21 protein-coding genes are annotated in these 20,594 nt (G+C 74.2%); 10 read left to right on the top strand and 11 right to left on the bottom strand.

The window, feature by feature from the left end; translation table 11 throughout:
* Positions 1–12 precede the first annotated feature (12 nt).
* Both ACFYW3_RS06275 and ACFYW3_RS06270 read left to right on the top strand, forming a co-directional pair.
* Complete coding sequence (locus ACFYW3_RS06275) at positions 13–504, top strand: hypothetical protein (RefSeq protein ID WP_389385687.1); 492 nt, start codon at positions 13–15, stop codon at positions 502–504.
* Positions 505–531: 27 nt separating this feature from the next.
* Positions 532–1,089 carry a hypothetical protein gene (locus ACFYW3_RS06270; RefSeq protein ID WP_389385686.1) on the top strand — a complete coding sequence of 186 codons (558 nt, stop codon included), beginning with the start codon at positions 532–534 and terminating at the stop codon, positions 1,087–1,089.
* A 69-nt stretch (positions 1,090–1,158) separates the two neighbouring features.
* Here ACFYW3_RS06270 and ACFYW3_RS06265 read toward each other — a convergent pair whose 3' ends face one another.
* From ACFYW3_RS06265 to ACFYW3_RS06245, 5 genes are all read right to left on the bottom strand, one after another.
* Complete coding sequence (locus ACFYW3_RS06265) at positions 1,159–2,208, bottom strand: PDR/VanB family oxidoreductase (RefSeq protein ID WP_389385685.1); 1,050 nt, start codon at positions 2,206–2,208, stop codon at positions 1,159–1,161.
* Positions 2,205–3,101, bottom strand: coding sequence for a metal-dependent hydrolase (locus ACFYW3_RS06260; RefSeq protein WP_389385684.1), 897 nt, complete (start codon positions 3,099–3,101; stop codon positions 2,205–2,207). Before ACFYW3_RS06260 ends, ACFYW3_RS06265 begins: the two co-directional genes overlap by 4 nt.
* Positions 3,102–3,229: 128 nt before the next feature.
* Positions 3,230–5,158: a hypothetical protein gene (locus ACFYW3_RS06255; RefSeq protein ID WP_389385683.1), complete on the bottom strand. Its 1,929-nt coding sequence runs from the start codon at positions 5,156–5,158 to the stop codon at positions 3,230–3,232.
* A gap of 133 nt (positions 5,159–5,291) precedes the next feature.
* The gene (locus ACFYW3_RS06250) at positions 5,292–6,092 is read right to left on the bottom strand and encodes a tyrosine-protein phosphatase (protein ID WP_351750165.1); all 801 of its coding nucleotides are present in this window, start codon (positions 6,090–6,092) and stop codon (positions 5,292–5,294) included.
* Between the two features lie 94 nt (positions 6,093–6,186).
* Positions 6,187–6,816, bottom strand: a complete 630-nt coding sequence (locus ACFYW3_RS06245) for a rhomboid-like protein (RefSeq protein ID WP_389385682.1) — start codon at positions 6,814–6,816, stop codon at positions 6,187–6,189.
* Between the two features lie 65 nt (positions 6,817–6,881).
* On the opposite strand from ACFYW3_RS06245, the gene ACFYW3_RS06240 reads away from it, so the two are divergent.
* Positions 6,882–7,685, top strand: a complete 804-nt coding sequence (locus ACFYW3_RS06240) for a hypothetical protein (RefSeq protein ID WP_389385681.1) — start codon at positions 6,882–6,884, stop codon at positions 7,683–7,685.
* Between the two features lie 82 nt (positions 7,686–7,767).
* Positions 7,768–9,213, top strand: a complete 1,446-nt coding sequence (locus ACFYW3_RS06235; protein ID WP_389385680.1) for a PepSY-associated TM helix domain-containing protein — start codon at positions 7,768–7,770, stop codon at positions 9,211–9,213.
* Positions 9,214–9,341: 128 nt separating this feature from the next.
* On the opposite strand, the gene ACFYW3_RS06230 is transcribed toward ACFYW3_RS06235, so the two are convergent.
* The 3 genes from ACFYW3_RS06230 to glnII all read right to left on the bottom strand — a co-directional run bounded on the left by ACFYW3_RS06230 (position 9,342) and on the right by glnII (position 12,411).
* The gene (locus tag ACFYW3_RS06230; protein WP_389385679.1) at positions 9,342–9,941 is read right to left on the bottom strand and encodes a winged helix-turn-helix domain-containing protein; all 600 of its coding nucleotides are present in this window, start codon (positions 9,939–9,941) and stop codon (positions 9,342–9,344) included.
* Between the two features lie 360 nt (positions 9,942–10,301).
* Positions 10,302–11,225 carry a DUF6891 domain-containing protein gene (locus ACFYW3_RS06225; protein ID WP_351750160.1) on the bottom strand — a complete coding sequence of 308 codons (924 nt, stop codon included), beginning with the start codon at positions 11,223–11,225 and terminating at the stop codon, positions 10,302–10,304.
* A 166-nt stretch (positions 11,226–11,391) separates the two neighbouring features.
* Positions 11,392–12,411, bottom strand: a complete 1,020-nt coding sequence (gene glnII / locus ACFYW3_RS06220; protein ID WP_351383674.1) for a glutamine synthetase — start codon at positions 12,409–12,411, stop codon at positions 11,392–11,394.
* A gap of 275 nt (positions 12,412–12,686) precedes the next feature.
* Between glnII and ACFYW3_RS06215 the strand changes: the two genes are divergently transcribed.
* Positions 12,687–13,628 (top strand): Gfo/Idh/MocA family oxidoreductase, encoded by a 942-nt coding sequence (locus ACFYW3_RS06215; RefSeq protein WP_351750181.1) that lies wholly within the window; start codon positions 12,687–12,689, stop codon positions 13,626–13,628.
* A gap of 80 nt (positions 13,629–13,708) precedes the next feature.
* On the opposite strand, the gene ACFYW3_RS06210 is transcribed toward ACFYW3_RS06215, so the two are convergent.
* On the bottom strand, positions 13,709–14,176 hold the full coding sequence (locus ACFYW3_RS06210) for a MarR family winged helix-turn-helix transcriptional regulator (protein WP_389385678.1): 468 nt from the start codon (positions 14,174–14,176) through the stop codon (positions 13,709–13,711).
* Between the two features lie 44 nt (positions 14,177–14,220).
* Between ACFYW3_RS06210 and ACFYW3_RS06205 the strand changes: the two genes are divergently transcribed.
* Positions 14,221–15,039: an alpha/beta fold hydrolase gene (locus ACFYW3_RS06205; protein ID WP_389385677.1), complete on the top strand. Its 819-nt coding sequence runs from the start codon at positions 14,221–14,223 to the stop codon at positions 15,037–15,039.
* A 64-nt stretch (positions 15,040–15,103) separates the two neighbouring features.
* On the opposite strand, the gene ACFYW3_RS06200 is transcribed toward ACFYW3_RS06205, so the two are convergent.
* Positions 15,104–15,475 (bottom strand): ArsC/Spx/MgsR family protein, encoded by a 372-nt coding sequence (locus tag ACFYW3_RS06200; protein ID WP_351750157.1) that lies wholly within the window; start codon positions 15,473–15,475, stop codon positions 15,104–15,106.
* A gap of 118 nt (positions 15,476–15,593) precedes the next feature.
* Between ACFYW3_RS06200 and ACFYW3_RS06195 the strand changes: the two genes are divergently transcribed.
* Positions 15,594–15,848, top strand: coding sequence for a hypothetical protein (locus ACFYW3_RS06195; protein WP_351750156.1), 255 nt, complete (start codon positions 15,594–15,596; stop codon positions 15,846–15,848).
* A gap of 204 nt (positions 15,849–16,052) precedes the next feature.
* Here the strand turns inward: ACFYW3_RS06195 and ACFYW3_RS06190 are convergent, their stop codons facing one another.
* On the bottom strand, positions 16,053–17,138 hold the full coding sequence (locus ACFYW3_RS06190; RefSeq protein ID WP_351750155.1) for a PP2C family protein-serine/threonine phosphatase: 1,086 nt from the start codon (positions 17,136–17,138) through the stop codon (positions 16,053–16,055).
* A gap of 87 nt (positions 17,139–17,225) precedes the next feature.
* On the opposite strand from ACFYW3_RS06190, the gene ACFYW3_RS06185 reads away from it, so the two are divergent.
* From ACFYW3_RS06185 to ACFYW3_RS06175, 3 genes are all read left to right on the top strand, one after another.
* On the top strand, positions 17,226–17,924 hold the full coding sequence (locus ACFYW3_RS06185; protein WP_351750154.1) for a VIT family protein: 699 nt from the start codon (positions 17,226–17,228) through the stop codon (positions 17,922–17,924).
* Between the two features lie 170 nt (positions 17,925–18,094).
* Positions 18,095–18,985: a TIGR01777 family oxidoreductase gene (locus ACFYW3_RS06180; RefSeq protein ID WP_389385676.1), complete on the top strand. Its 891-nt coding sequence runs from the start codon at positions 18,095–18,097 to the stop codon at positions 18,983–18,985.
* 292 nt (positions 18,986–19,277) lie between these two features.
* Positions 19,278–20,540, top strand: coding sequence for an FAD-dependent oxidoreductase (locus ACFYW3_RS06175; protein ID WP_389385675.1), 1,263 nt, complete (start codon positions 19,278–19,280; stop codon positions 20,538–20,540).
* Positions 20,541–20,594: the final 54 nt, after the last annotated feature.

The following is a 20,594-nucleotide window of genomic DNA, read 5'->3' as shown; positions in this document are numbered from 1 at the left end:
GGGGGTTTCGGAATGGCGCCGATTCGACGGGGTCTGTTTGGGTTGACGGTCGCGTCGACAGCGGGTTGTCTCGTGCTTGTGGGCTGCTCGCCGGCGCCCAAGCCGATTGTGGGGGTGGAGAGGACGGCCGGCGGGTCTGCGAAGGTGCTCATCGTCCCGTGCCCTGGATATGTCCCGGATCTGGTTGACGTCGCCGCCGCGGAGGGGATGCCGCGGTGGTCGATATCGAACGTGGCGGGGAAGGGTGCGAGCGAGATCGAGTTCTTCAAGGTTCCCGAGGGATGGAGGATCTCGACCGATGCGGTGTTCGATCTGAAGACCACCGACGCGAGATACATCGTGGGTGTCATGGGGGGCGTCGGGGCGCGTGCGGTGAATGCCCAGTTGGCATTCGACCTCGACCGGCTGGAGGCGCTTGAGGCCGGTGAGGTGCTCGTGCGCGGCGGCAAGACGGTCAAGCGGGAGGACTTCCTGAAGCCCGACTCCGACCGCTGCGAGCCGTAGAACCACACCAGGGCGAATCGTGATCCGGTGCTGCACGCTGTGAGAGTGGGCGGCGCCGGACACCTTGGCACCGACTTGAGGGGGGAGCGTGGAATGAAGCGGCCTGGGTTGTCCACCCGTGGTCTGGGGTGTGTGTCGGTCCTGGCCTGCCTTGTCCTCGTGGGCTGCTCGCCGGCGCCGAAGTCGATCGTGGCGGTGGAGCGGTCGGGGGAGGCTGCGATACGGCTGTTGATCACCCCGTGCCCCGGATACGTGCCCATGCAAGTGTTCGTCTCTCCCGATGCGGGGGTCCCGCACTGGTCCGCGTTCAACGACCGTGGCGGGACCGGTCCGTACGAGATTGAACTTCTCAAGGCTCCGGATGGTTGGAGTGCCGGTCCGTCCAAGCTGGCGAAGTTCGAGAGCGGTATCACCTACGAGGTGAACGTGATGGGCGGACACGGGTCGCGTGGAGTGGGCGGGGACGTGTCGTTCGACCTCGACCAACTGGCGGCGCTTGAGGAGGGGGAAGTCCTTGCGAGCGAGGGCAAGACGGTCAAGCGGGAGGACTTCCTGAAGCCCGACTCCGACCGCTGCGAGCCGTGAAAGCACGCCGAGGGTCCCGGAGGCGAGAACTCGCCTCCGGGACCCTCGGCGCGTACGGCCTACAGGTGCCTACAGGTCCAGGACCAGGCGGTCCGAGGCCGCGCGGGAGACGCACAGGAGCATCGAGTCCTCCCGTTCGTCGTCCGTGAGGAGCTCGTCGCGGTGGTCGATCTCCCCCGCCAGCACCCGGTGTTGGCAGGTTCCGCAGAAGCCCTGCTCGCAGGAGTACGGGGTGTTCGGCAGTTCCCGTCGGACCGCCGCCAGGGTGGTCTCGTTCGCGGCGACCTCCACGGTGCGGCCCGAGCGGCTCAACTCCACCGTGAACGGGTGCGCGGCGCCGCCCGCGGTCGCGGTCGGGGCGAAGCGTTCCAGGTGGACCGGTACGGCGGCCGGGGCCGCGGCCCGTACCGCCTCCATCAGCGGTTCGGGCCCGCAGCAGTAGACCAGCGTGCCCGGGGCGGCGGCGGCGACCGGGCCCAGGTCGGGCAGGCCGCTCTCGTCCTGCGCGAGGACCGTGACCCGGTCCCCGTACGCGGCGAGTTCCGCGAGGAACGGCATCGTGGCCCGGCTGCGGCCCCCGTACAGCAGGGTCCAGCCGGCGCCCGCCGCCTCGGCCGCCCGCAGCATCGGCAGGATCGGGGTGATGCCGATGCCGCCGGCCACGAACACGTACGCAGGCGCCGGCGCGAGCGGGAAGCGGTTGCGGGGCGGGCGCAGTTCCAGTTCCGCGCCCTCCAGGAGCTGCGCGTGCGCCTCGCGGGAGCCGCCCCGGCCGTCCTCGACGAGCCGGATCGCGATCGTGTAGCGGCCCCGGTCGGCGGGATCCCCGCACAGGGAGTACTGCCGCACCAGCCCCGAGGGCAGCGTCACGTCCACGTGCGCCCCCGGGGTCCACTCGGGGAGCTCCGGGGATTCCAGGGTCAGCCGCAGGACCCCGTCCGCCGGTTCGGTACGGGCGACGATCAGGGCGCGCAGGGTCCGGCGCGGGGAGTACCCCGATATGGGGGTCTCCAGGGCGGGCAGCGGCCACAGCGGCGAGCGGCCGATGCGCCCCCGCAGGGCGCGTCGGGTCAGCAGGGCGGCGCCCGCGACGGCGGTGAGGGTCAGGGCGCGCCTCACGGCCGCACCCCGCCGTTGGCGCCGGGCGAGGACGCCAGGTAGGCCTGCGCCTGGGCGGTGGAACCTTCCTGCGAGGGGTGGTACGTCCGGGAGAGGTACGTCGGGATCGACTTCAGCATGGCTCCCGTCGAGGGGAGCACGCCCTGCTGGCCGGCCCGGAAGAACTGGCCCAACGAGGCCTTGGCCGCCGGTAGTCGGGGGTCGTTCTCCATGAAGAAGCGCGCCCCGCGCTGCCACAGGAACGCGAGCGCCGCGAAGGCGGTGGCCCAGGTCCTGGCCCGGCGCCGGTAGCCGCCGTCGACGTGCATGAACAGGTCGAAGGCCACCGAGCGGTGCTCCACCTCCTCCGCGCCGTGCCAGCGCAGCAAGTCGAGCATCATCGGGTCGGCGCCCCGCCGGTCCAACTCCTCGGCGTTGAGCACCCAGTCGCCCAGGAACGCCGTGTAGTGCTCGATGGCCGCGATCATCGCGACCCGCTCCATGAGCCACCAGTCGCGGGCCTTGCCCGGCGGCAGCGTGCGGTCGCCCAGCAGCTTCTCGAAGAGCCAGTCGACCTGGGCCGTGTACGGCGTCGGGTCCAGACCCAGCCGCTTGAGGTGGGGGAGCACGTCGTCGTGCGCGGCGGCGTGCATGGCCTCCTGGCCGATGAAGCCGACGACGTCCGCGCGCAGCCGCTCGTCCGTGATGAGGGGGAGCACCTGCTTGTAGACGTGCACGAACCAGCGTTCGCCGGCGGGGAGCAGCAGGTGCAGCACGTTGATGGTGTGCCCGGCGAAGGGATCGCCGGGCAGCCAGTGGAGCGGGGTCGCGTCCCAGGAGAAGGAGACGTTCCGCGCCCGGAGGTCCATGTGTTCCGACGCCACGGGGGCGGGCGCGAGCGGCGTATTAGACATGGCGTCAATGTACTGAGGGGTAGCGAGATGGAAAACCCCTCTGCGCCGACTTCCTGCCGACCTCGACGACCCACCCGTGCCCTCGACGCCCCGCGGCGCCGGTCCGACGACAGGACCTACCGCAGCGCCTACCGCAGCACCCCCGCCTTCGTTCCGTCGGTCAGCTTGCCCGACAGGTCCACCTGGGCGCCCGCCGGAGCCTTGACCGCCAGTCGATTCCCGGTCGCGGCCCCGTTCACCCCCGCACCCTTCACCGACAGCGAGGCGAACTGGGCGCTGCCCGCCGCCACCACGTACCACTGGCCCGCGCGGGACTTCCACAGGACGCCCGCCAGCACCCTCGGCTCCCGGGGCCCGCACGCCGGCGAGCCCTCGGCCTTGGCGGCCTGCGCCGCCGGCGGCGCGCCCGGCGCCAGGAACTGGGCCTGCACCCGGTCCGCCGTGCCCTGCCAGGTCTCCGCCCGGGTGCACAGCCAGGTCGCCGTGCCCTCGCGCTCCGGCATCGGCTGCTTCGCGTACGTCCACGCGTTGACGCTGCGCACCCCGTGCGAGCGGACCGAGGGCAACAGGCAGGCGGTCCGCGACCATTCGCCGAGTTCCGCGGCCTCCGTCACGTTCCGCTCGGCGCCCGGGGCGCCCGAGGTGAGCCGGGCCGGGGTCAGCTCGCCCAGGTCCGTGACCAGGCGCGTGGCACCGTCGCCGGTCAGCGCCAGCGCGTTCCAACTCGTGCAGTTGCCCCCCGGCGCCGGGCCCACGACGGGCGGGGTGACCCCGTCCGGGGTGAGCTTCAACTCGGTCGGGGCCTCGCCGGGCTTGAGGAGGTCCCGCAGCGCGGCCGCGCGCACCCAGGGCGCCGTGAGGTAGCGGACGTTGCCGTCGACCCGGCTGAGCACCAGCCCGGTCGCGGTGTCCGCCGAGGCGCCGTCGGTCCGGGCGAAGTCCAGGGCGGCTCCGGTGGTCCCGGAGCGGGGCTCCGCGTACCGGATCACGCGCAGCCCGTCGTACAGCAGGACCACGACGGCCTGGTCGACGGCGCCCGCGTACAGCAGTTGCGGCGGGCCCATCGGCGGCCCGGTCGGGCTGCCGGGAGTGGCCGAGACCACGACCGAGGAGCCGGGCCTGGCCCAGACGGCGAGCGCCCGGCGCAGCAGCTCCGTGTCGTCGACCCGGTCACCACGGGCGGGCCAGCCCGAGTAGTCCGTACGGGAGGACGTACGCCACACCGTGGCCGAGACCCGCACCAACTGCCCCGGGTCCAGAGCCTGTTCGGCGGCGGCGTTGCGCGCGTACGACGGTGCGGCGGGCCCGTCCGACCCCCAGCCGCCGCCCGGCAGCGCGAGGAGCGCCCCGCACACCGCGAGGGCGGCGGCCCCGGCCAGGGCGGCCCGGAAGAAGCGGCGCCGCCGCAGCAGGTCGGTGGGCCGCGCCTGGAGCACGCACGGGTCGAACTCGGGGGAGGCGAACAGGCCGTCGTGCACCGGATCCCCGGACTCCGCGACCGCCGCCGCCGGGTTCGCGACCCCCGCCTCGGTCAGCACCCGCAGCACCTCCGGCTCGGGCAGCCCCTCCAGCGCCCGCAGCACGCAGGCCGCGCGACCGGGGCCGTTCAAGGTCGCCAGCCACTGGTCCAGCGCCAGCTCCTCGGCCCCGCCCGAGCGGGGGAACAGCCGCAACCCCCACACCTGGGGCAGCACCGGCGGCAGTTGCCCGCGCAACGGGAGCGCCCGGAACGTCAGCGGGATCCCCGCCTCCAGCGCGGAGCGCAGCACGCGCAGCCGGACGTACGCGTACCCGGACTCGGGGCCGCCCTCGCCCCGCTGCGCCGGCACCCCGCCGCGCACCGTGCCGGGATCCGTGCCCCGGCGCCCGCGCGGGAGCGCCCGCTGGGTCAGGGAGTGGGCGGTGAGCACCCGCCGGTTGCGGCCGAGGGCGGGCGGCAGCACCAGGTAGGCGAGCCGCACCAGCCGCGGGTAGTGCTCGACGATGGCGGCCTCGGCCAGTTCGACGTCGGGGGTCACGGGGGGCAGGGGGCGGGTGGCGGTATCCGGCGCAGTCACGTTCAGCAGAACGAGCGAATCGTCCGATGGTCACCCGTCGCCGGCGCACCCGTTCGGGCCCGTGCGCCGGGGTGCGCGAGGGCGCGCCGGAGGTCCCCGACGGACCGTTCCGCCGAGCGTCGTCCGCGGCGGCTCAGGCGACGAGGCGGGCCCGCAACGCCTCGACGGTCTCGTCGGGGACGCCGAGGCCCTCGCGGACGTACTTCTCCATCGAGCCGTACCGCGTCTCGACCTCCCGCAGGGCCGTCTCCAGGTAGGAGGGGAACACCCCGATCAGGGCCAGCGCGATGTCCGGGTCCCCGCCGGCGGCCGTGAAGCCCTCGATCATCCGCGCGAAGGCCCGCTTCACCGCGGGATTGACCGAGAGGTACTCCTCCATCAGGGTCTCCCGGTCGGCGCCGAGCAGCGACAGGATGACGGTCGCGCCCCAGCCCGTGCGGTCCTTGCCGGCCGTGCAGTGGAACAGCAGCGGGCCCGCCTGCGGGTCGGCGGCCTCGGTGAGCAGCAGTCGGTACGCCGCCTGCGCGGACGCGGACACCACGAACGACCGGTACACCTCGGCGAAGATGGCCTGCGCCTTGCCCCCGCCGAGGTGCTCCTCGGCCACGGCCGGGTCGGACAGCAGGTCCTTGAGCTGCGCGGCGGCGGGCACACCGCCCACCCCGGTCCGCATCTTGTCCGCCAGCACGTCGCTGACCAGCAGGCGCGCCCCGGCCGGCAGCCGGTCGGGGTGGTCGGCGCGCTCGGCGTCGCTGCGGAAGTCGATGACCGTACGGATTCCCAGCGCGGCCACCGTCGGGTCGGCGTCGAGGTCGAGCCGGTCGAGTTGGCCCGAGCGCAGGACGAGCCCGGGGCGTACGGTGCGGCCGCCGGAGAGCGGAGTGCCGCCGAGGTCGCGCAGGTTGGCGACGGTGGTGGACGGGGTGGCGGTCATCGTGGCGGCTCCATCACTGTGCGGGTCGGACAGGTCGGACGGGTCGAACGGGTCGGGTGGGTCGGGTTGGGGGCGAGAGGAAGGGCGGGTCGGGTCACACGGCTCGCGAGCGGACGCTCCCGCGCGGCCGCGCCCCGGAGAGGCGGTCGACGGCCAGCGAAAGGCCCATCCCCACGCCCAGGGCCACCAGGTGACCGGCGTCGGTGAACGTCCGCCCGCGCTTGAACAGCGGCGCCGCGGCGAGCGCCAACAGGCCGACCCGCGCGACACCCCGCACGGTCCCGCCCGGCAACGCCGAGGTCAGGAGCCCGAGCACCGTGTTCAGTCCGTAGCTCGTGCCCACGTCCAGCGCCCGCCGGGTCTCGGTGTCCGCGGTGCGCCGCAGCACGGCGTGGACGAGCAGGGTGGCGCAGGCGTGCCCGAAGAGGAACGCCGCGGCCGTCCACCAGGCCCCGTACGCGTACTCCGCGTACCCGAGCGCCGCCACCAGCAGCAGCGCGTAGGGCAGCGGCATCGGCTCCTCGACCACGAGGGCGCTGCTCAGCAACGTGCCCCAGTGGCCGGCGTCGAGGTTGTCGACGTTGGTCGAACAGCCGCGCAGCACCCGCTCCCGTTCGTACGGGGCCAGGCGTTCCATGACGTGGGCCCCGAGCTGGACCCCGCCGGTGTAGGCGACGGCGACGGAGCCGGGGGGAAGCGGCCGGGACCAGGGCAGTGGATTCACTCGAACATGATCGGACACGGCCCCGTCGCGGCCGGCACCGGGCCTCGTGGGAGCATGACCAGGACATGTCCGAAACTCGCGCGCCGATGCGCGCCACACGGGCCGCGATGTTCGCGGCGGTGTGCGTCGCCTTGGGTGCGGTGGGGCATTCGTACATGTCGGGTATGGATATTCCCCTTTACGGGCTTCTCGGCGCTTTCGGGGTGATCGGCTCACTCGCGTGGCTCGCCGCCGGGCGACGGCGGGGGCCCGTGGGCATCACCGCCGGACTCCTCGCCGCGCAGGGCATGCTGCACCTGGCCTTCTCCGGGAGCCAGGGAGCCCACCCCGCGTCGATGCCGATGCCGATGCCGATGCCGATGCCGAAGGCCGCCGGCCCGGCCGGTACGCCTGGCGCCCATCACCACGCCGCCGGCATGGACATGAGCGCGACGGTCGTGGGAGGCGGCACCACCGCACCGCACGACATGGCCGACATGGCGGGGATGGCCGACATGGCCGGCATGGCGGACCTCGCCGACCTGGCGGGGACGACCGGGCACGGACACGGCGGCCTCGGGATGATCGCCGCCCACGTGCTGGCCGGGCTCTTCTGCGCAGTGTGGCTCGCGTGGGGCGAGGCCGCCGTGTTCCGACTCGCCGGCGCCCTCGGGGCCGCCGCACTGCTCGCCGCCCGGCCGCTGTCGCGCGCGCTCGCGCTGGTCCGTACGCGCGTGGCCCTCGTGCCGGCGCCGCCCGCGCACTGCCCTCCGTACGAACGACCGCGCTTCCTGCGCGGGGCCCTGCACGCCCACGCCGTGGTGCGCCGCGGCCCGCCGCGTCGGCGCGACTCCCGAGCCACGGCCCCCGGCCGTCCTGCCCGCGCCTGACCGGCGCACCCACCCCGACCTGTCGGCGAGGGGCGAGACCTGGGGGCCATCACCCATGTCTTCGCCAACACCTAGGACCGACATGTCCCTTGACGAGCTTCAGGACGCCCCCGCCCGGGGCGCCGAGGTACCACCCCGCCGTACCACCGGAGGTTGGGCCGCGTTGCGGCCACTGCTCCTGCGGACGCATTTCTACGCCGGACTGCTGATCGCCCCGCTGCTGTTCATCGCCGCCGGCACCGGACTGCTCTACGCGGCCTCCTGGCAGGCCGAGAAGATCGTCTACGCCGACGAACTGACCGTCCCCCGCGTGGGCGAGCGCGCCCTGCCGCTGAGCACCCAGGTCCGGGCCGCCCGGGAGGCGGAGCCCGGGGGCGAGGTCACCGCCGTGTGGCCCGCACCCGACGCCGACGACACCACGCGAGTGATCATGGAGAAGAAGGGGCTCGCGGAGGGCGAGACCCTGACCGTGTTCGTCGACCCGTACACCGCCGACGTGCGCGGGCAGCTCACCACCGCCGGCGACGCGCTGCCGCTGCGGGCCTGGCTGAGCGAGTTCCACTCCAGCCTCCAGCTCGGCGAGTTCGGCCGGAACTACAGCGAACTGGCCGCCAGTTGGCTCTGGGTCGTCGCCCTGGGCGGGCTCGCCCTGTGGATCGGTCGCCGGCGCACCCGCCCGGCGCGGCTCGTCCTCCCGGACCGGTCCGCCACCGGCCGTCGCCGGACCCTGTCCTGGCACGGCACGGTGGGCCTGTGGGCCGTCGCCGGCCTCGTGGTCCTCTCCGCGACCGGCCTGACCTGGTCGAAGTACGCCGGTGAGAACATCGGGCAGCTCCAGGACCGGCTGGGCGGGGCCACCCCGTCCGTCACCGCCACGCTGAACGGCGCCGGGGCCGCCGGCGGGGCCGACGAACACGCCGGGCACGTCATGACCGACGGCATGGAGATGCCCCCGCCCGCGCCGACCGCGGACGTGGGCATCGACGAGGCCGTCGCCGCGGCCAGGGCCGCCGGCGTGACCGAGGACCTGCGCGTGACCCTGCCCGCCCGGGGCAAGGGCTATGTGGTCAAGGAGACGGACAAGCAGGTGCCGGTGCACCTGGACGCCGTCGCCGTGGACCCGGCCGACGGCACGGTCATGGGCGAACTGCGCTTCGCGGACTACCCCCTGCTCGCGAAGATGACCCGCTTCGGCATCGACCTGCACATGGGCCTGACCTTCGGCCTCGCCAACCAGATCGCACTGGCGGCGCTCGCCGTCGCGGTGATGTTCCTGGTGTTCTGGGGCTACCGCATGTGGTGGATGCGCCGGCCCACGAAGGACCGCAGGCTGTCGGTCGGCCGCGCGCAGCCGCGCGGCGCCTGGCGACGGTTGCCCGCGACGACGCTGCTGCCGCTCGCCGCGGTGACGGCGGTGGTCGGCTGGTTCGTGCCGATGCTCGGGATCAGCCTGCTGGTGTTCCTGCTGTTCGATGTCGCGCTGGGGTTCATGGCGCGCCGCCGGGCGGTCTCGGCGACGGGGGAGTAGCCCCGGCCGGTCCGGTGCCTCGATGCCACGACGGGTCGGGGCCCCGGCCGGGACGTTCGACGACCGCGGGCCCGTGCCCCCCTCGCGCGCACGGGCCCGCGGTCGGGCGGCGGAGTTCGGCGCGCGGTTCAGGGGGCGTACTTGTAGCCCACGCGGCGCACGGTCTGGATCGCGCCCCGGTGGGCCGTGCCCAGCTTGCGGCGCAGCCGGGCGATGTGGACGTCGACGGTGCGGCCGTCGCCCACGTGCCCGTAACCCCAGACGGTGGTGACCAACTGGTCCCGGCTGTGCACCCGGTGCGGGTGCGCCACCAGGTGGGCCAGCAACTCGAACTCCAGGTACGTGAGGTCCAGCGCCTTCCCGTCGACCTCGGCGGTGCGCTGCGCCGGGTCGATCCGGACCAGCGCGTCACCCGTGGTGGCGGGCGCCGCGGTCGGGCCGGCCGACGGCGCTCCGGCGCGGGTCGGGGCGGGAACGGAGTGCGGGGCGAAGGTGATCGGCTGCTGGTCGGCCGGTACGAGGACCAGGTAGCCGACCATCGGCGGCTGCCCCGGCAGGGTGGGCAGCGTGTGCTGGGGCGCGGGCAGCCAGGTGGCGCCCGGCGGGAGCAGGTCCACCACCCGGGCCACCTCGTCCCGGTCCACGGCCCGCAGTCGGTGGCGCGGACTGGGCGGGAAGGTCAGGGGAGCGGCGGACGGGGCGGACGTGAGGGTACGGGGGTTCGTCATGAGTGGTCAGCTCTTTCACGCGGAGTGGTCGGCAGGAGACGTGCGTACGTCGTCGATGTCGTACCGCGCAGACCGAAGGCCTCGGGGAGGTCGTCCGGGAGAGGTCCCGGGAGGCTTTAGAGGGCCGGCGCGTTCTTCGCGCGGCAACACACCCGGTCGAAATCATGATCCTGACGGGAAGGCCAGAACGGCTCGAGGTCGCTGCGACCTGACGAGGTGTACGAGACGTACGAGTGGCTGGCCATGGCCTCATTCAAGCAGATGTGCGGGGCCCCGGGCAGACCCCGTCTCATCTTGTGGCTTCTCATCTCACATTCCGGGACATCGGCGGGAACGAGGTGTCACCATCGCGACAAATCGTCAGCCGGTGAGGCGCTTTCGCCAGTCCGTGCCGGTCACACGGATCGCGTCCCGGGCCGAGCCGTCCCAGGCCCACCGGAGCCCCGCCGCGTCCAACGCGGCCACCACCTCCCGGCCCACCGAGACCGTCTCCTCGTCGCCCGAGTCGAAGGCCCCGTAGTACAGGTGCAGGTCGTGGCCGTCGGCGACGCTCTCCGTGCACTGGGTGTGGAAGAAGACGAACCCGCGCGCGTCGCCCTCGCGTTCCTCCCAGATCTCCCCCTGGCCGCAGTTGCGGCAACAGGTGAAGTTCTCCCGGGCGGTGATGCCGCCGGAGTCCAGGGCCTCGAAGGCGCGGGTCAGTCGCTCCGGATCCGTCTCGCCGCTCCAGGCGGCCTGCTCCGCGACCCGCTCCCGCCAGAGCCGGTGCACCAGCACGCGGGCCTGCGGTGTGGACACCGGCCGGACACCGTCCTTCACCAGGTAGTCCTCGGCGTGCTCGATCAGCTCCGATATCCCGTCGTAGCCGCACCGCAGGACGAGCCGGATCCGTTCCTCCAGGCGCTCGCGCACGGAGTCCTCCAGCGCCGGCGGCTCCGGCTCGACCGGAAGCTCCAGCCTCTCCCAGGCCGGGCCGAGCTCCCAGCCCTTCTCCTGCCGGGCCCAGCCGGCCATCACCCGCCCGACCTCCTCCGGCGCGCTCAGGTACGCCTGGAAGTGCCGGTCGGCGGAGCCCTCGCGGTACTCCAACTGGTAGGCGCGGGCGCCGGTGTCGGCCGCTTCGTGCCAGACCTGGATGAACACCTCGGGGTCGGCGGTGCGCCGCTCGACGATGAGGAAACGATCACCCGGGGCGCCGATGCGTTCCAGCAGTTCGGTGAGGGTGCGTGAGGAGGGGCGGTCGTGGGTGTCGCCGCGCTCGGTCCTGATTCTGATCGGGAGCATGGGCACACCGTGCCAGAGGGCACCGACAGCGATGCCCGCCGGGCCTGGTGGGCTCGGCGGGCGCCGTCGTGCGTGCTTCGCGGCGATCCGACCCGGAGCCGGATCGGGGCCGGGTCAGGGCCGGGTCCGGGCCGGATCGGCGCCGGATCGGGGCCGGGTCAGGGCCTCAGAGCAGGCCGTCCTTCTCCAGGGCGGTGCAGCAGGTGTCCGTGATGAGGCGGGTCACCACGTACGGGTCCACGTTGGCGTTCGGCCGGCGGTCCTCGATGTAGCCCTTGCCGTCCTTCTCGACCTGCCACGGGATGCGCACCGAGGCGCCGCGATCCGAGACGCCGTAGCTGAACTCGTTCCACGGGGCGGTCTCGTGCAGACCCGTCAGGCGCTCGTCGATGCCGGCGCCGTAGTTCTTGACGTGGTCGAGCGGCTTGCTGCCCTCGCCCAGGGACTCGCACGCGGAGATGATCGCGCGGTAGTCCTCGCGCATCGCCTTCGTGGAGAAGTTGGTGTGGGCGCCCGCGCCGTTCCAGTCGCCCTTGACCGGCTTCGGGTTCAGCGTCGCGGAGACGTTGAAGTCCTCGGCCGTGCGGTAGAGCAGCCAGCGCGCGATCCACAGCTGGTCGGAGACCTCCAGCGGGCCGACGGGGCCGACCTGGAACTCCCACTGGCCGGGCATGACCTCGGCGTTGATGCCGGAGATGCTCAGGCCCGCCGCGAGGCAGTGGTCGAGGTGCTTCTCGACGATGTCGCGGCCGAAGATCTCGTCCGAGCCGACACCGCAGTAGTAGCCGCCCTGGGCGGCGGGGAAGCCGTTGACCGGGAAGCCGAGCGGGCGGGCGCCGTCGAAGAAGGTGTACTCCTGCTCGATGCCGAAGATCGGCTCCTGGCCGGCGAACTTCTCCGCGATCGGACGGAGCAGCGCGCGGGTGTTCGACTCGTGGGGGGTCATGTCGATGTTCATGACCTCGCACAGGACGAGGACGTCGTCGCCGCCGCGGATCGGGTCCGGGCAGGAGAACACCGGCTGCAGCACCCGGTCGGAGGCGTGTCCCTCGGCCTGGTTGGTGCTCGATCCGTCGAAGCCCCAGATCGGCAGCGCGTCGCCGTCGGCGAGGATCCGCGTCTTGGAGCGAAGCTTGGCCGTCGGCTCCGTGCCGTCGATCCAGATGTACTCAGCCTTGTAGCTCACGGGCCCCATCCTTCGGTGCGTCGCTCCGGCGCAGACTCTGCGGGTGTCGCGTTCGCGGCGCCGGGTGTGCGGGGCCGCGGTTTCGGCCGCCGGCTCGCCGGTCGCGGCGCTGCGATCGCGTGCTGCGGTGATGACCGCAGCGTGCCCCCACGCGATTTCTCTTCCGTTGCCCGGGTGTGAACCCCGTGTTACCGAGATGTGCGCCGCAGGTGGGAACGGCCGTGCGGGTCGGCGATGGCACACCCGTCCGAGTACGGCACACTGAGCGGGTGAGCATTTCGTACGATTTGAACTCCACGGGCGACTCCTCCGAGGACGCCACCGAGAGCCCCCGACCCCGGGTCGGCCTGCTGGGCACCGGCCCCTGGGCCCAACGCACGCACGCCCCCGCCCTCGCCGCGCACGCCGGTTCCGACTTCGTCGGGGTGTGGGGCAGGCGCCCCGAGGCGGCGGCCGAACTCGCCCGCGCCCACGGCGTGAAGGTGTACGAAGACCCCGACGAACTGTTCGCCGACTGCGACGTCGCGGCATTCGCCCTGCCGCCGGACGTACAGGCTCCGCTCGCGGTCCGCGCCGCCGCCGCCGGATGCCACCTGCTGCTCGACAAGCCCGTCGCGACGACGGTGGAGGACGCCTCGGCCGTGGCCGCCGCCGCGGCCGAGCACGAGGTCGCCTCCGTCGTCTTCCTGACCCTCCGGTTCGCCCAGCCGACCGCCGGGTGGGTCGAGGAGCAGACCGGGCGCTCCGGCTGGTTCACCGCCTCCGCCCACTGGCTCGGCGCCCTCTACCCGCCCGACGGGACCCCCGGCAGCCACCCCGACTCGCCCTGGCGCAAGGCCAAGGGCGGGCTGTGGGACGTCGGCCCGCACGCCCTGTCCGTCCTGATCCCGGTACTCGGCGACGTCACCGCCGTCTCCGCCACCCGGGGCCCCTCCGACGTGGTGCAACTGGCCCTGCGTCACGCCTCGGGAGCCGCCGGCACCGCCGTGCTCGGCCTGGGCGCGCCGCAGGCGGCCGCCGGGGTGGGGCTGGAACTGCGCGGGGCCGAGGGGGTCTTCGACATGCCCGAGTGGAGCGACGTGCCCGGTGCCTACGGCCGGGCGCTGGACGCGCTGCTCACGGCGGCCCGCACGGGCGAGCCGGACGCGCGGGACGCGGGGTTCGGACTGCGACTGACGGAGATCCTGGCCGAGGCGGAGCGCCAGTTGGGCGCGTGAGGAGCGGGCGGGCGCGATGCCGCGCCCGCCCACCCCTGCTCTCCCCACCCCTGCTCTCCCCGCCCCTGCTCTCCCCGCCCCTACGCTCCCCGTTCCTGCTCGCCCAGCGCCGTCCGGGCGCCCTCCAGGAAGCGGCGGACGGCCTCCCGCTCGGTCGGGTCGAGGGTGCCCTGTACCGCCAACAGGCGCTCGATCGGCGGGCCGAAGAACTCCCGGCCCAGTCGCACGGCCTCCGGCTCGACCCGCAGCAGCACCCGGCGGCGGTCGGCCCCGTCGCGTACCCGGGCCACGTGGCCCAGCCGCTCCAGCCGGTCGATCACCGCCGTGGTCCCCGCCGAGTTGAGCCCGAGGCGGGCGCCCAGCAGACCCGCCGTGGCCGTCTCGCCGGCGCGCTCCGCGTCCAGCAGGCAGATCAGGGCCCGCACGTCGGTGGGGTGCATGCCGTGCCGCGCCGCGAACTCCGCCTGACGCAGTACGAATTCGACGGACACCGCGCGCAGCAGGTGTACGAGTTCCAGGTTGTCGTCCACATCGCCTCCGTCTATCATCTCTCGCTGAGCGAGATTATCGCCCAGCGAGAGAGTGGTGCCGGATGTCTTTTCGGAAGGCCTACGAAGAAGTCCTCGGCCGGTGGCCCGGCCCCGTCGAGGGCCGCGGGCTGCCCACGCCGTACGGAACCACCCGCGTCAACAGCGTCGGTCCCGCCGACGCCCCACCGCTCGTGCTGCTGCCCGGCGGCGGGGCCACCTCCACCGTCTGGGGAGCCGTCGCCGCCGGGGCGGTCCGCACCCACCGGGTGCACGCCGTGGACCTGGTCGGCGAGCCCGGACTCAGCGTCCCCGCCGAGGGACGGCCCGTACGGACCCCGGACGACCTGGCCGGATGGCTCGACGCGGTCCTGGACGGGCTGGGCGCCGGACCCGTCACCCTGGCCGGGCACTCGTACGGCGCCTGGATCGCCGCCCACCACGCCGCCCGGCACCCCGACCGACCGGCCCGGCTCGTCCTGCTGGACCCGACGCAGGTCTTCGGCGGGCTCCGCCCCGGCTACGTGCTGCGCGCCCTGCCCATGCTGCTGCGGCCCACCCCCGCCCGGATCAGGGACTTCCTCGCCTGGGAGAGCGGCGGCGCCGACCTCGACCCGACCCGGCTGCGGCTCCAGGACGAGACGGCCCGTTTCCCCACCGTCCGACCCGTCACCGGGCCCCGCCCCGACCCGGCTCCGCTGCGACGGCTGCCCGTGCGGGTGGCGTTCGCCGGCGGCGCCCGCTGTCACGACCCCGTCCGGCTGGCCGAGGCCGCGCGGGCGGCGCTGCCGGACGCCCGCGTCGACGTGCTCCCCGGGGTCACGCACCACGCGATGCCGCTGACCGCGGCCGACGCGATCACCCGCCTCCTGACGGACGACTGAACGAACGACTGAACGACTGAACGGACGACCGAGCCGTCCCGTCGGGTCGCGCCGGCCGGCCGGCTCAGGCCTTGCGGGACAGCGCCTCGCGGACGGCCTCGTCGGTACGCGCGATCACGGCCGTACCGTCCTCGGCGGTGATGATCGGGCGCTGGATCAGCTTCGGGTGCGCCGCCAGATGGGCGATCCAGCGACCCCGCGCCGCGTCCGTCCCCTCGCGCGGCAGCTCCCGTACCCCACTCTCGCGGGCCAGCGGGTCGGAGGTGCGCGTGATGTCCCAGGGCTCCAACCCGAGGCGGTCCAGCACCTCGCGGATCTCGGCCTCGGAGGGCACGTCCTCCAGGTACCGGCGCACCGTGTACTCGGCGCCCTCCGCGTCCAGCAGGGTCAGCGCGGCACGGCACTTGGAACAGGCGGGATTGATCCAGATCTCCATGCGCGCAAGCCTAACGAGGGGTGGTGCCGGGCCGGTCTGGCCAGGGGCTTTTGTCAGTGCCTCCCGGTAAAATCGAAGAAGCACGACAGGAAGCCAACTACCGTTTGGGAGGCTGTAGATGGCCGCTGCCGCGATCATTTCGATGCCCGAGAAGAAGCCCCTGCCGGCGGGGCTGCCCCGCGAGTGGTACGAGAGCCACAACCGCCGTCTGAAGGCGATGCGGCTGGCGATATCGCTGCTCGACACCGGGACCTACGACGCTCGACGCGCCACCAACCGCAAGATACGGACGATGGCGGTGCGGGTGGGGATCCACCGGCCGTCCAACGTGACCTGCAAGATGGTGCGCGCCTTCATCCGCGACGTCGGCTGACGTTCGACGCGGGCTCCGGGGGTCGCGGCGGAGCGACGCCGCGCCCCCGGAACCGTCCCGGCCCGGGCGGTCGCCCCGCTCGCGGCCGGTCGGACCCTCGGCATGCCGGCCCGGCCACGTCCCGCCCGGCCAAGGCACGCCCGGCCACGTCCCGCCCGGCCAAGGCACGCCCGGCCACGTCCCGCCCGGTCACGTCACGCCCGGTCACGGTTCCATGGCCGGCAGGGACAGGAGCAGGACCGCCACGTCGTCGCTCGGGCCGCCCGCGGTGAAGGCCTCCAGGTCCCGCCACACCGCCCGCACGAGGCCCTCGGAGTCGTCGGCCAACACCGGGATCCGGGAGGCCAGCGGGTAGAAGTCGCCGTCCGCGTCGCGGGCCTCGGTCACCCCGTCCGTGTGGGCGAGCAGCCGGTCGCCCGCAAGCAGCGGAACCTCGGCCACCTTCGGGAGCTCGGGCAGGGTCAGCCCCAGGCCCAGCGGGGGCCCCGGCTCCACGTCCAGTTCCGCGGTCGTGGGGCCGCGGAGCAACAGCACGGGCGGATGCCCGCACGACACGATCCGTACGAGATCCAGTCCGGGCGGGAACTCCAGCAGCACCGCCGTCGCGAACAACTCCGGGTGCCGGATCGAGGCGGCCGCCGCGTCGGCCACCAGCCGCCGGTCCAGCCGGGCCGCGACCGCCGCCAGCTCGGGATCGTCCAGGACCGCCTCCCGGAAGGCGCCGAGCAGCGCGGCCACCGTCCCGACCGCCGCCAGACCGTGCCCCTGGACGTCGGCCACCACCGCCCGCACGCCGTACGGCCCGGCCCGTACGTCGTACAGGTCGCCGCCGACCAGGGTGCCGCGCTGCGCCGCCCGGTACAGACCGGAGCAGTGCACCGGACCCACCTGGTCCGGAACCGGTGGCAGCACCGCGAGCTGCGCCGCCTCGGCGACGGTCCGGACGCTGACCAGCTGGTCGTCGCGGCGCCGCCGTACGAAGGAGATCACCACGCTGAGCAGGCCCACGAAGGCCACGGTCGCCAGGTCCGTGCCCCGGGCGTGGGCCACGCCGAGCTGGGGGACGCCGAGCAGGACGAGGACCAGTGCGGCGAACGCGCAGGTTCCCAGGGGGCCGTACGAGAACGCGGCCACCGCGGGCAGGGCCGCGAGGAAGTACCCCAGCTCCGCGCCCGGGGTCAGCCACTGCGCGCAGCACAGCACCACCACGGCCACGGCGGGCGCAAGCCGGGCCCAGCGGGGCGGGGGCGTCCCGTGCAATCGGCCGGAGTCCTCGAGTCCGCGTCTCACTCCTCCACCCTGATCCCGGCCGGCCGGGGGCGCACCCCGGGTGAGCGCCGGGTGGCCCCGTGCGGTCCGCCCCGCCACAGTGGTGCGGTGACCGAATCGGCGGGCGCGCGGAGCGCGGAGATCAGCACCCGGCTCAACTGGCTCAGGGCGGGTGTCCTGGGCGCCAATGACGGAATCATCTCCACGGCGGGCCTGGTGGTGGGCGTGGCCGGGGCCACGACCTCGCGCGCGGCGATCCTGACGGCAGGGGTGGCCGGGCTGCTGGCGGGGGCGCTGTCGATGGCGGCGGGGGAGTACGTGTCGGTCAGCTCGCAGCGGGACTCGGAGCGCGCGGCCCTGGCCGTGGAGCGGCGGGAGCTGGCGGACGAGCCGGAGGAGGAGCTCGTCGAGCTGACGGACATGCTGGCGGCGCGCGGCCTGAGCCGGGAACTCGCCCGGGAGGCCGCCGAGCAACTGACGGCACGCGACGCCCTGCGGGCCCACGCCCAGGTGGAACTGGGGATCGACCCGGACGAGCTGGTGAACCCCTGGCACGCGGCCCTCGCCAGCCTGCTCTCCTTCACGGTGGGGGCGCTGCTCCCGCTCCTGGCGATCGTCCTGCCGCAGCCGTCGGCACGGGTGCCGGTGACGGTGGCGGCCGTGCTGGCGGCGCTGACCCTGTGCGGCCTGGTCGGCGCCCGCCTGGGCGGCGCCCCCGCCGCGCGGGCGGTGCTGCGGAACGTGGCGGGCGGCGCGGTCGCGATGGCCGTCACCTACGCCGTGGGCACCTGGATCGGCGGCACCTGACACGGCCCGGGACCGCCGCGCCCGAGCCGCGCCCGAGCCGCGCCGGAGCCGCGCCCGAGCCGCGCCCGAGCCGCGCCCGAGCCGCGCCGGCGCGGCCCGCCCGGTGGATCCCCGGGCGCCACGCCCCGGGTCGCCCGTGCACGGGCGCGACCTGAGGGCAGACTGGCGCCATGCGCATCGCGGTCACCGGAGCATCCGGCCTCATCGGCAAGGTCCTCGTACGGTCCCTTCAGGCGGATGGCCACGAGGTGGTGCGCTTCGTGCGCCGCCCCGCCGCCGCGCCGGACGAGGCGACCTGGGACCCGCGGCGCGGATACGTGGACCCCGCCGGACTGACCGGGTGCGGCGCCGTCGTCCACCTGGCCGGTGCCGGGGTCGGCGACCACCGGTGGACGGCCGCGTACAAGAGGGAGATCCACGACAGCCGCGTCCTGGGCACCGCCGCCATCGCCCGGGCCGTGGCGGACATGGCCGAGCCGCCGCCGGTCCTCGTCTGCGGAAGCGCCGTCGGCTACTACGGCGACACCGGCGACCGGGTCGTCGACGAGGACGCGCCGGCGGGGGAGGGCTTCCTGCCGTCCGTCTGCGTCGAGTGGGAGGCGGCCGCCGCACCGGCCCGGGAGGCCGGGATCCGTACCGTGTTCGCCCGCACCGGCCTGGTCGTCGCCGCCGACGGCGGGGCGTGGGGCCGGCTGTTCCCTGTCTTCCGGGCCGGCGTCGGCGGGCGGCTGGGCAACGGCCGCCAGTACTGGTCGCACATCTCGATGCACGACGAGGTCGCCGCCCTGCGGTACCTCGTCACCGCGTCCGGGCTGTCCGGCCCGGTGAACCTGACGGCCCCCGAGCCGCGGACCAACCGCGAGGTCACGGCGGCGATGGGGCGGGTGCTGCACCGCCCGACGGTGTGCGCCGTGCCGGCGCCCGTCATGCGCGTCGTCCTCGGCGAGTTCGCCGAGGACGTGCTGGGAAGCCAGCGGGTGCGTCCCACGAGGCTGTTGGAGTCCGGCTTCGTCTTCCGCCACCCGGGGATCGACGAGTCGATCAGGGCCGCGCTGGCCTAGGCCGTCTCTTTCGGATCTTGCCGGGCGGCGCGGGTCAGGCAGGATCCGGAAGAGACGGCCTGGACCCTGCCGGCGGCTTGGCGACCGGGGTCCCGCGGTCCCGCGGTCCCGGGTCCCGGGGTCCCGGCGGCCCGGGGGAGCACCGTTCGCTCACGTGCGACCGTTTGTGACCCGAATGCGACCGCTGTGCGACCGGAGTTGTGCGCAATACCGCACCGGACTCGGGTTCTGCCGGAGTCCGTTGGGGGAAGGAGGAACCCCACACAGCCGCGCCGACCTCGGGGAGGGGCACGTGCTCAGCAGCGCACACCATGCAGACGTCGTCATCGTGGGAGCCGGAGTCTCAGGACTCGCGGCGGCACACCATCTGATCGCCGCGGGAGTCACGGTCACCGTCCTGGAGGCCGCGAACGATCCCGGCGGTCGGATGGCCACCGAGTCGGTCGACGGCTTCCGGCTCGACCGGACCGGCCAGCTCCTCAACACCTCGTACACCGAACCGTCCCGCACCCCGGGCCTGGAGGCGCTCGTCCTGCGCCCCTTCGCGCCCGGGGTCCTCATCCGGGGAGCCGACGGCAAACAGCAGCGCGCCGGGGCCCTCACCCCCGCCCGCGCCCTGGCCGGCGGCTCCCTCGACCAGGCCCGGCTCAGCGCCGCGCTCGGCCGGCTCGCGGCCCTGCCCGTGGAGCGCCTGCTCGCCCGGCCCGAACGCACCGCGATCGCCGCCCTGCGCACCCGCGGCCTGCCACCGCGCACGGTCAACGGCGTACTGCGCCCCCTGCTCGCCACCCTGCTCCGCGACCCGGAACTCACCACCTCCAGCCGGGTCGCCGACCTGGCCCTGCGCGGATTCGCCCGAGGCCGGCTCGCCGTGCCCGAGGGCGGCGCCGCGAGCCTGCCCGACCTGCTCGCCGCCGCCCTGCCGCCGGGCACGGTACGGACCGGGGTGCGGGTCCGCACGGTGGCGACGAACCTCGTCACCACCGAGGAGCACGGCGACTTCAGCTGCCGCTGCGTCGTGCTCGCCACCGGGGCCCGGGCCGCCGCCGACCTGCTGCCGGGGCTGCGGGTGCCGAACTTCCACGAGGTCACCGTCATCCACCACGGCACCGCCCGCCCGCTCCCGTGGGACGGTTCCCTGCTCCTGGACGCCGACCCGAAGTGGCCGCTCGCCCACACCACCGTGATGAGCGCGGTCGACCCGACGCGGGCGCCCGCCGGGCGGAGCCTGGTCACCACCACCGTGCACGGACCGCCGCCGCCCACCCGCACGGTCGCCTCGCGCCTCGCCCGGCTCTACGACACCTCCACCCGGGACTGGGACCTGCTCGCCGTCCACCACACCCCGGAGGCCGTCCCGGCCATGCCCCCGCCGTACGACCTGCGGCGCCCGGTACGGGTCGTGGCGGGGCTGTACGTGTGCGGCGACCACCGCGACTCCAACACCGTCCAGGGGGCCCTGCACTCCGCCCGACGCGCAAGCACGGCCGTCCTGCGCGACTTCGGCATCCCGGTGCCGGCCGCCCCGGAACGGTCCGTTCCGGTGGCGGCCTGAGTCGGTCCCGTCCGGCCGCGTCCGGTTCGTCCGGCCGCGTCCGGGGAGGGCCCG

It is taken from the genome of Streptomyces sp. NPDC002602, from assembly GCF_042889445.1.
Lineage (GTDB): Bacteria > Actinomycetota > Actinomycetes > Streptomycetales > Streptomycetaceae > Streptomyces.
The sequence above is the reverse complement of the archived record's forward strand: the minus strand, read 5'-3'. Positions and strand labels throughout refer to the sequence as shown.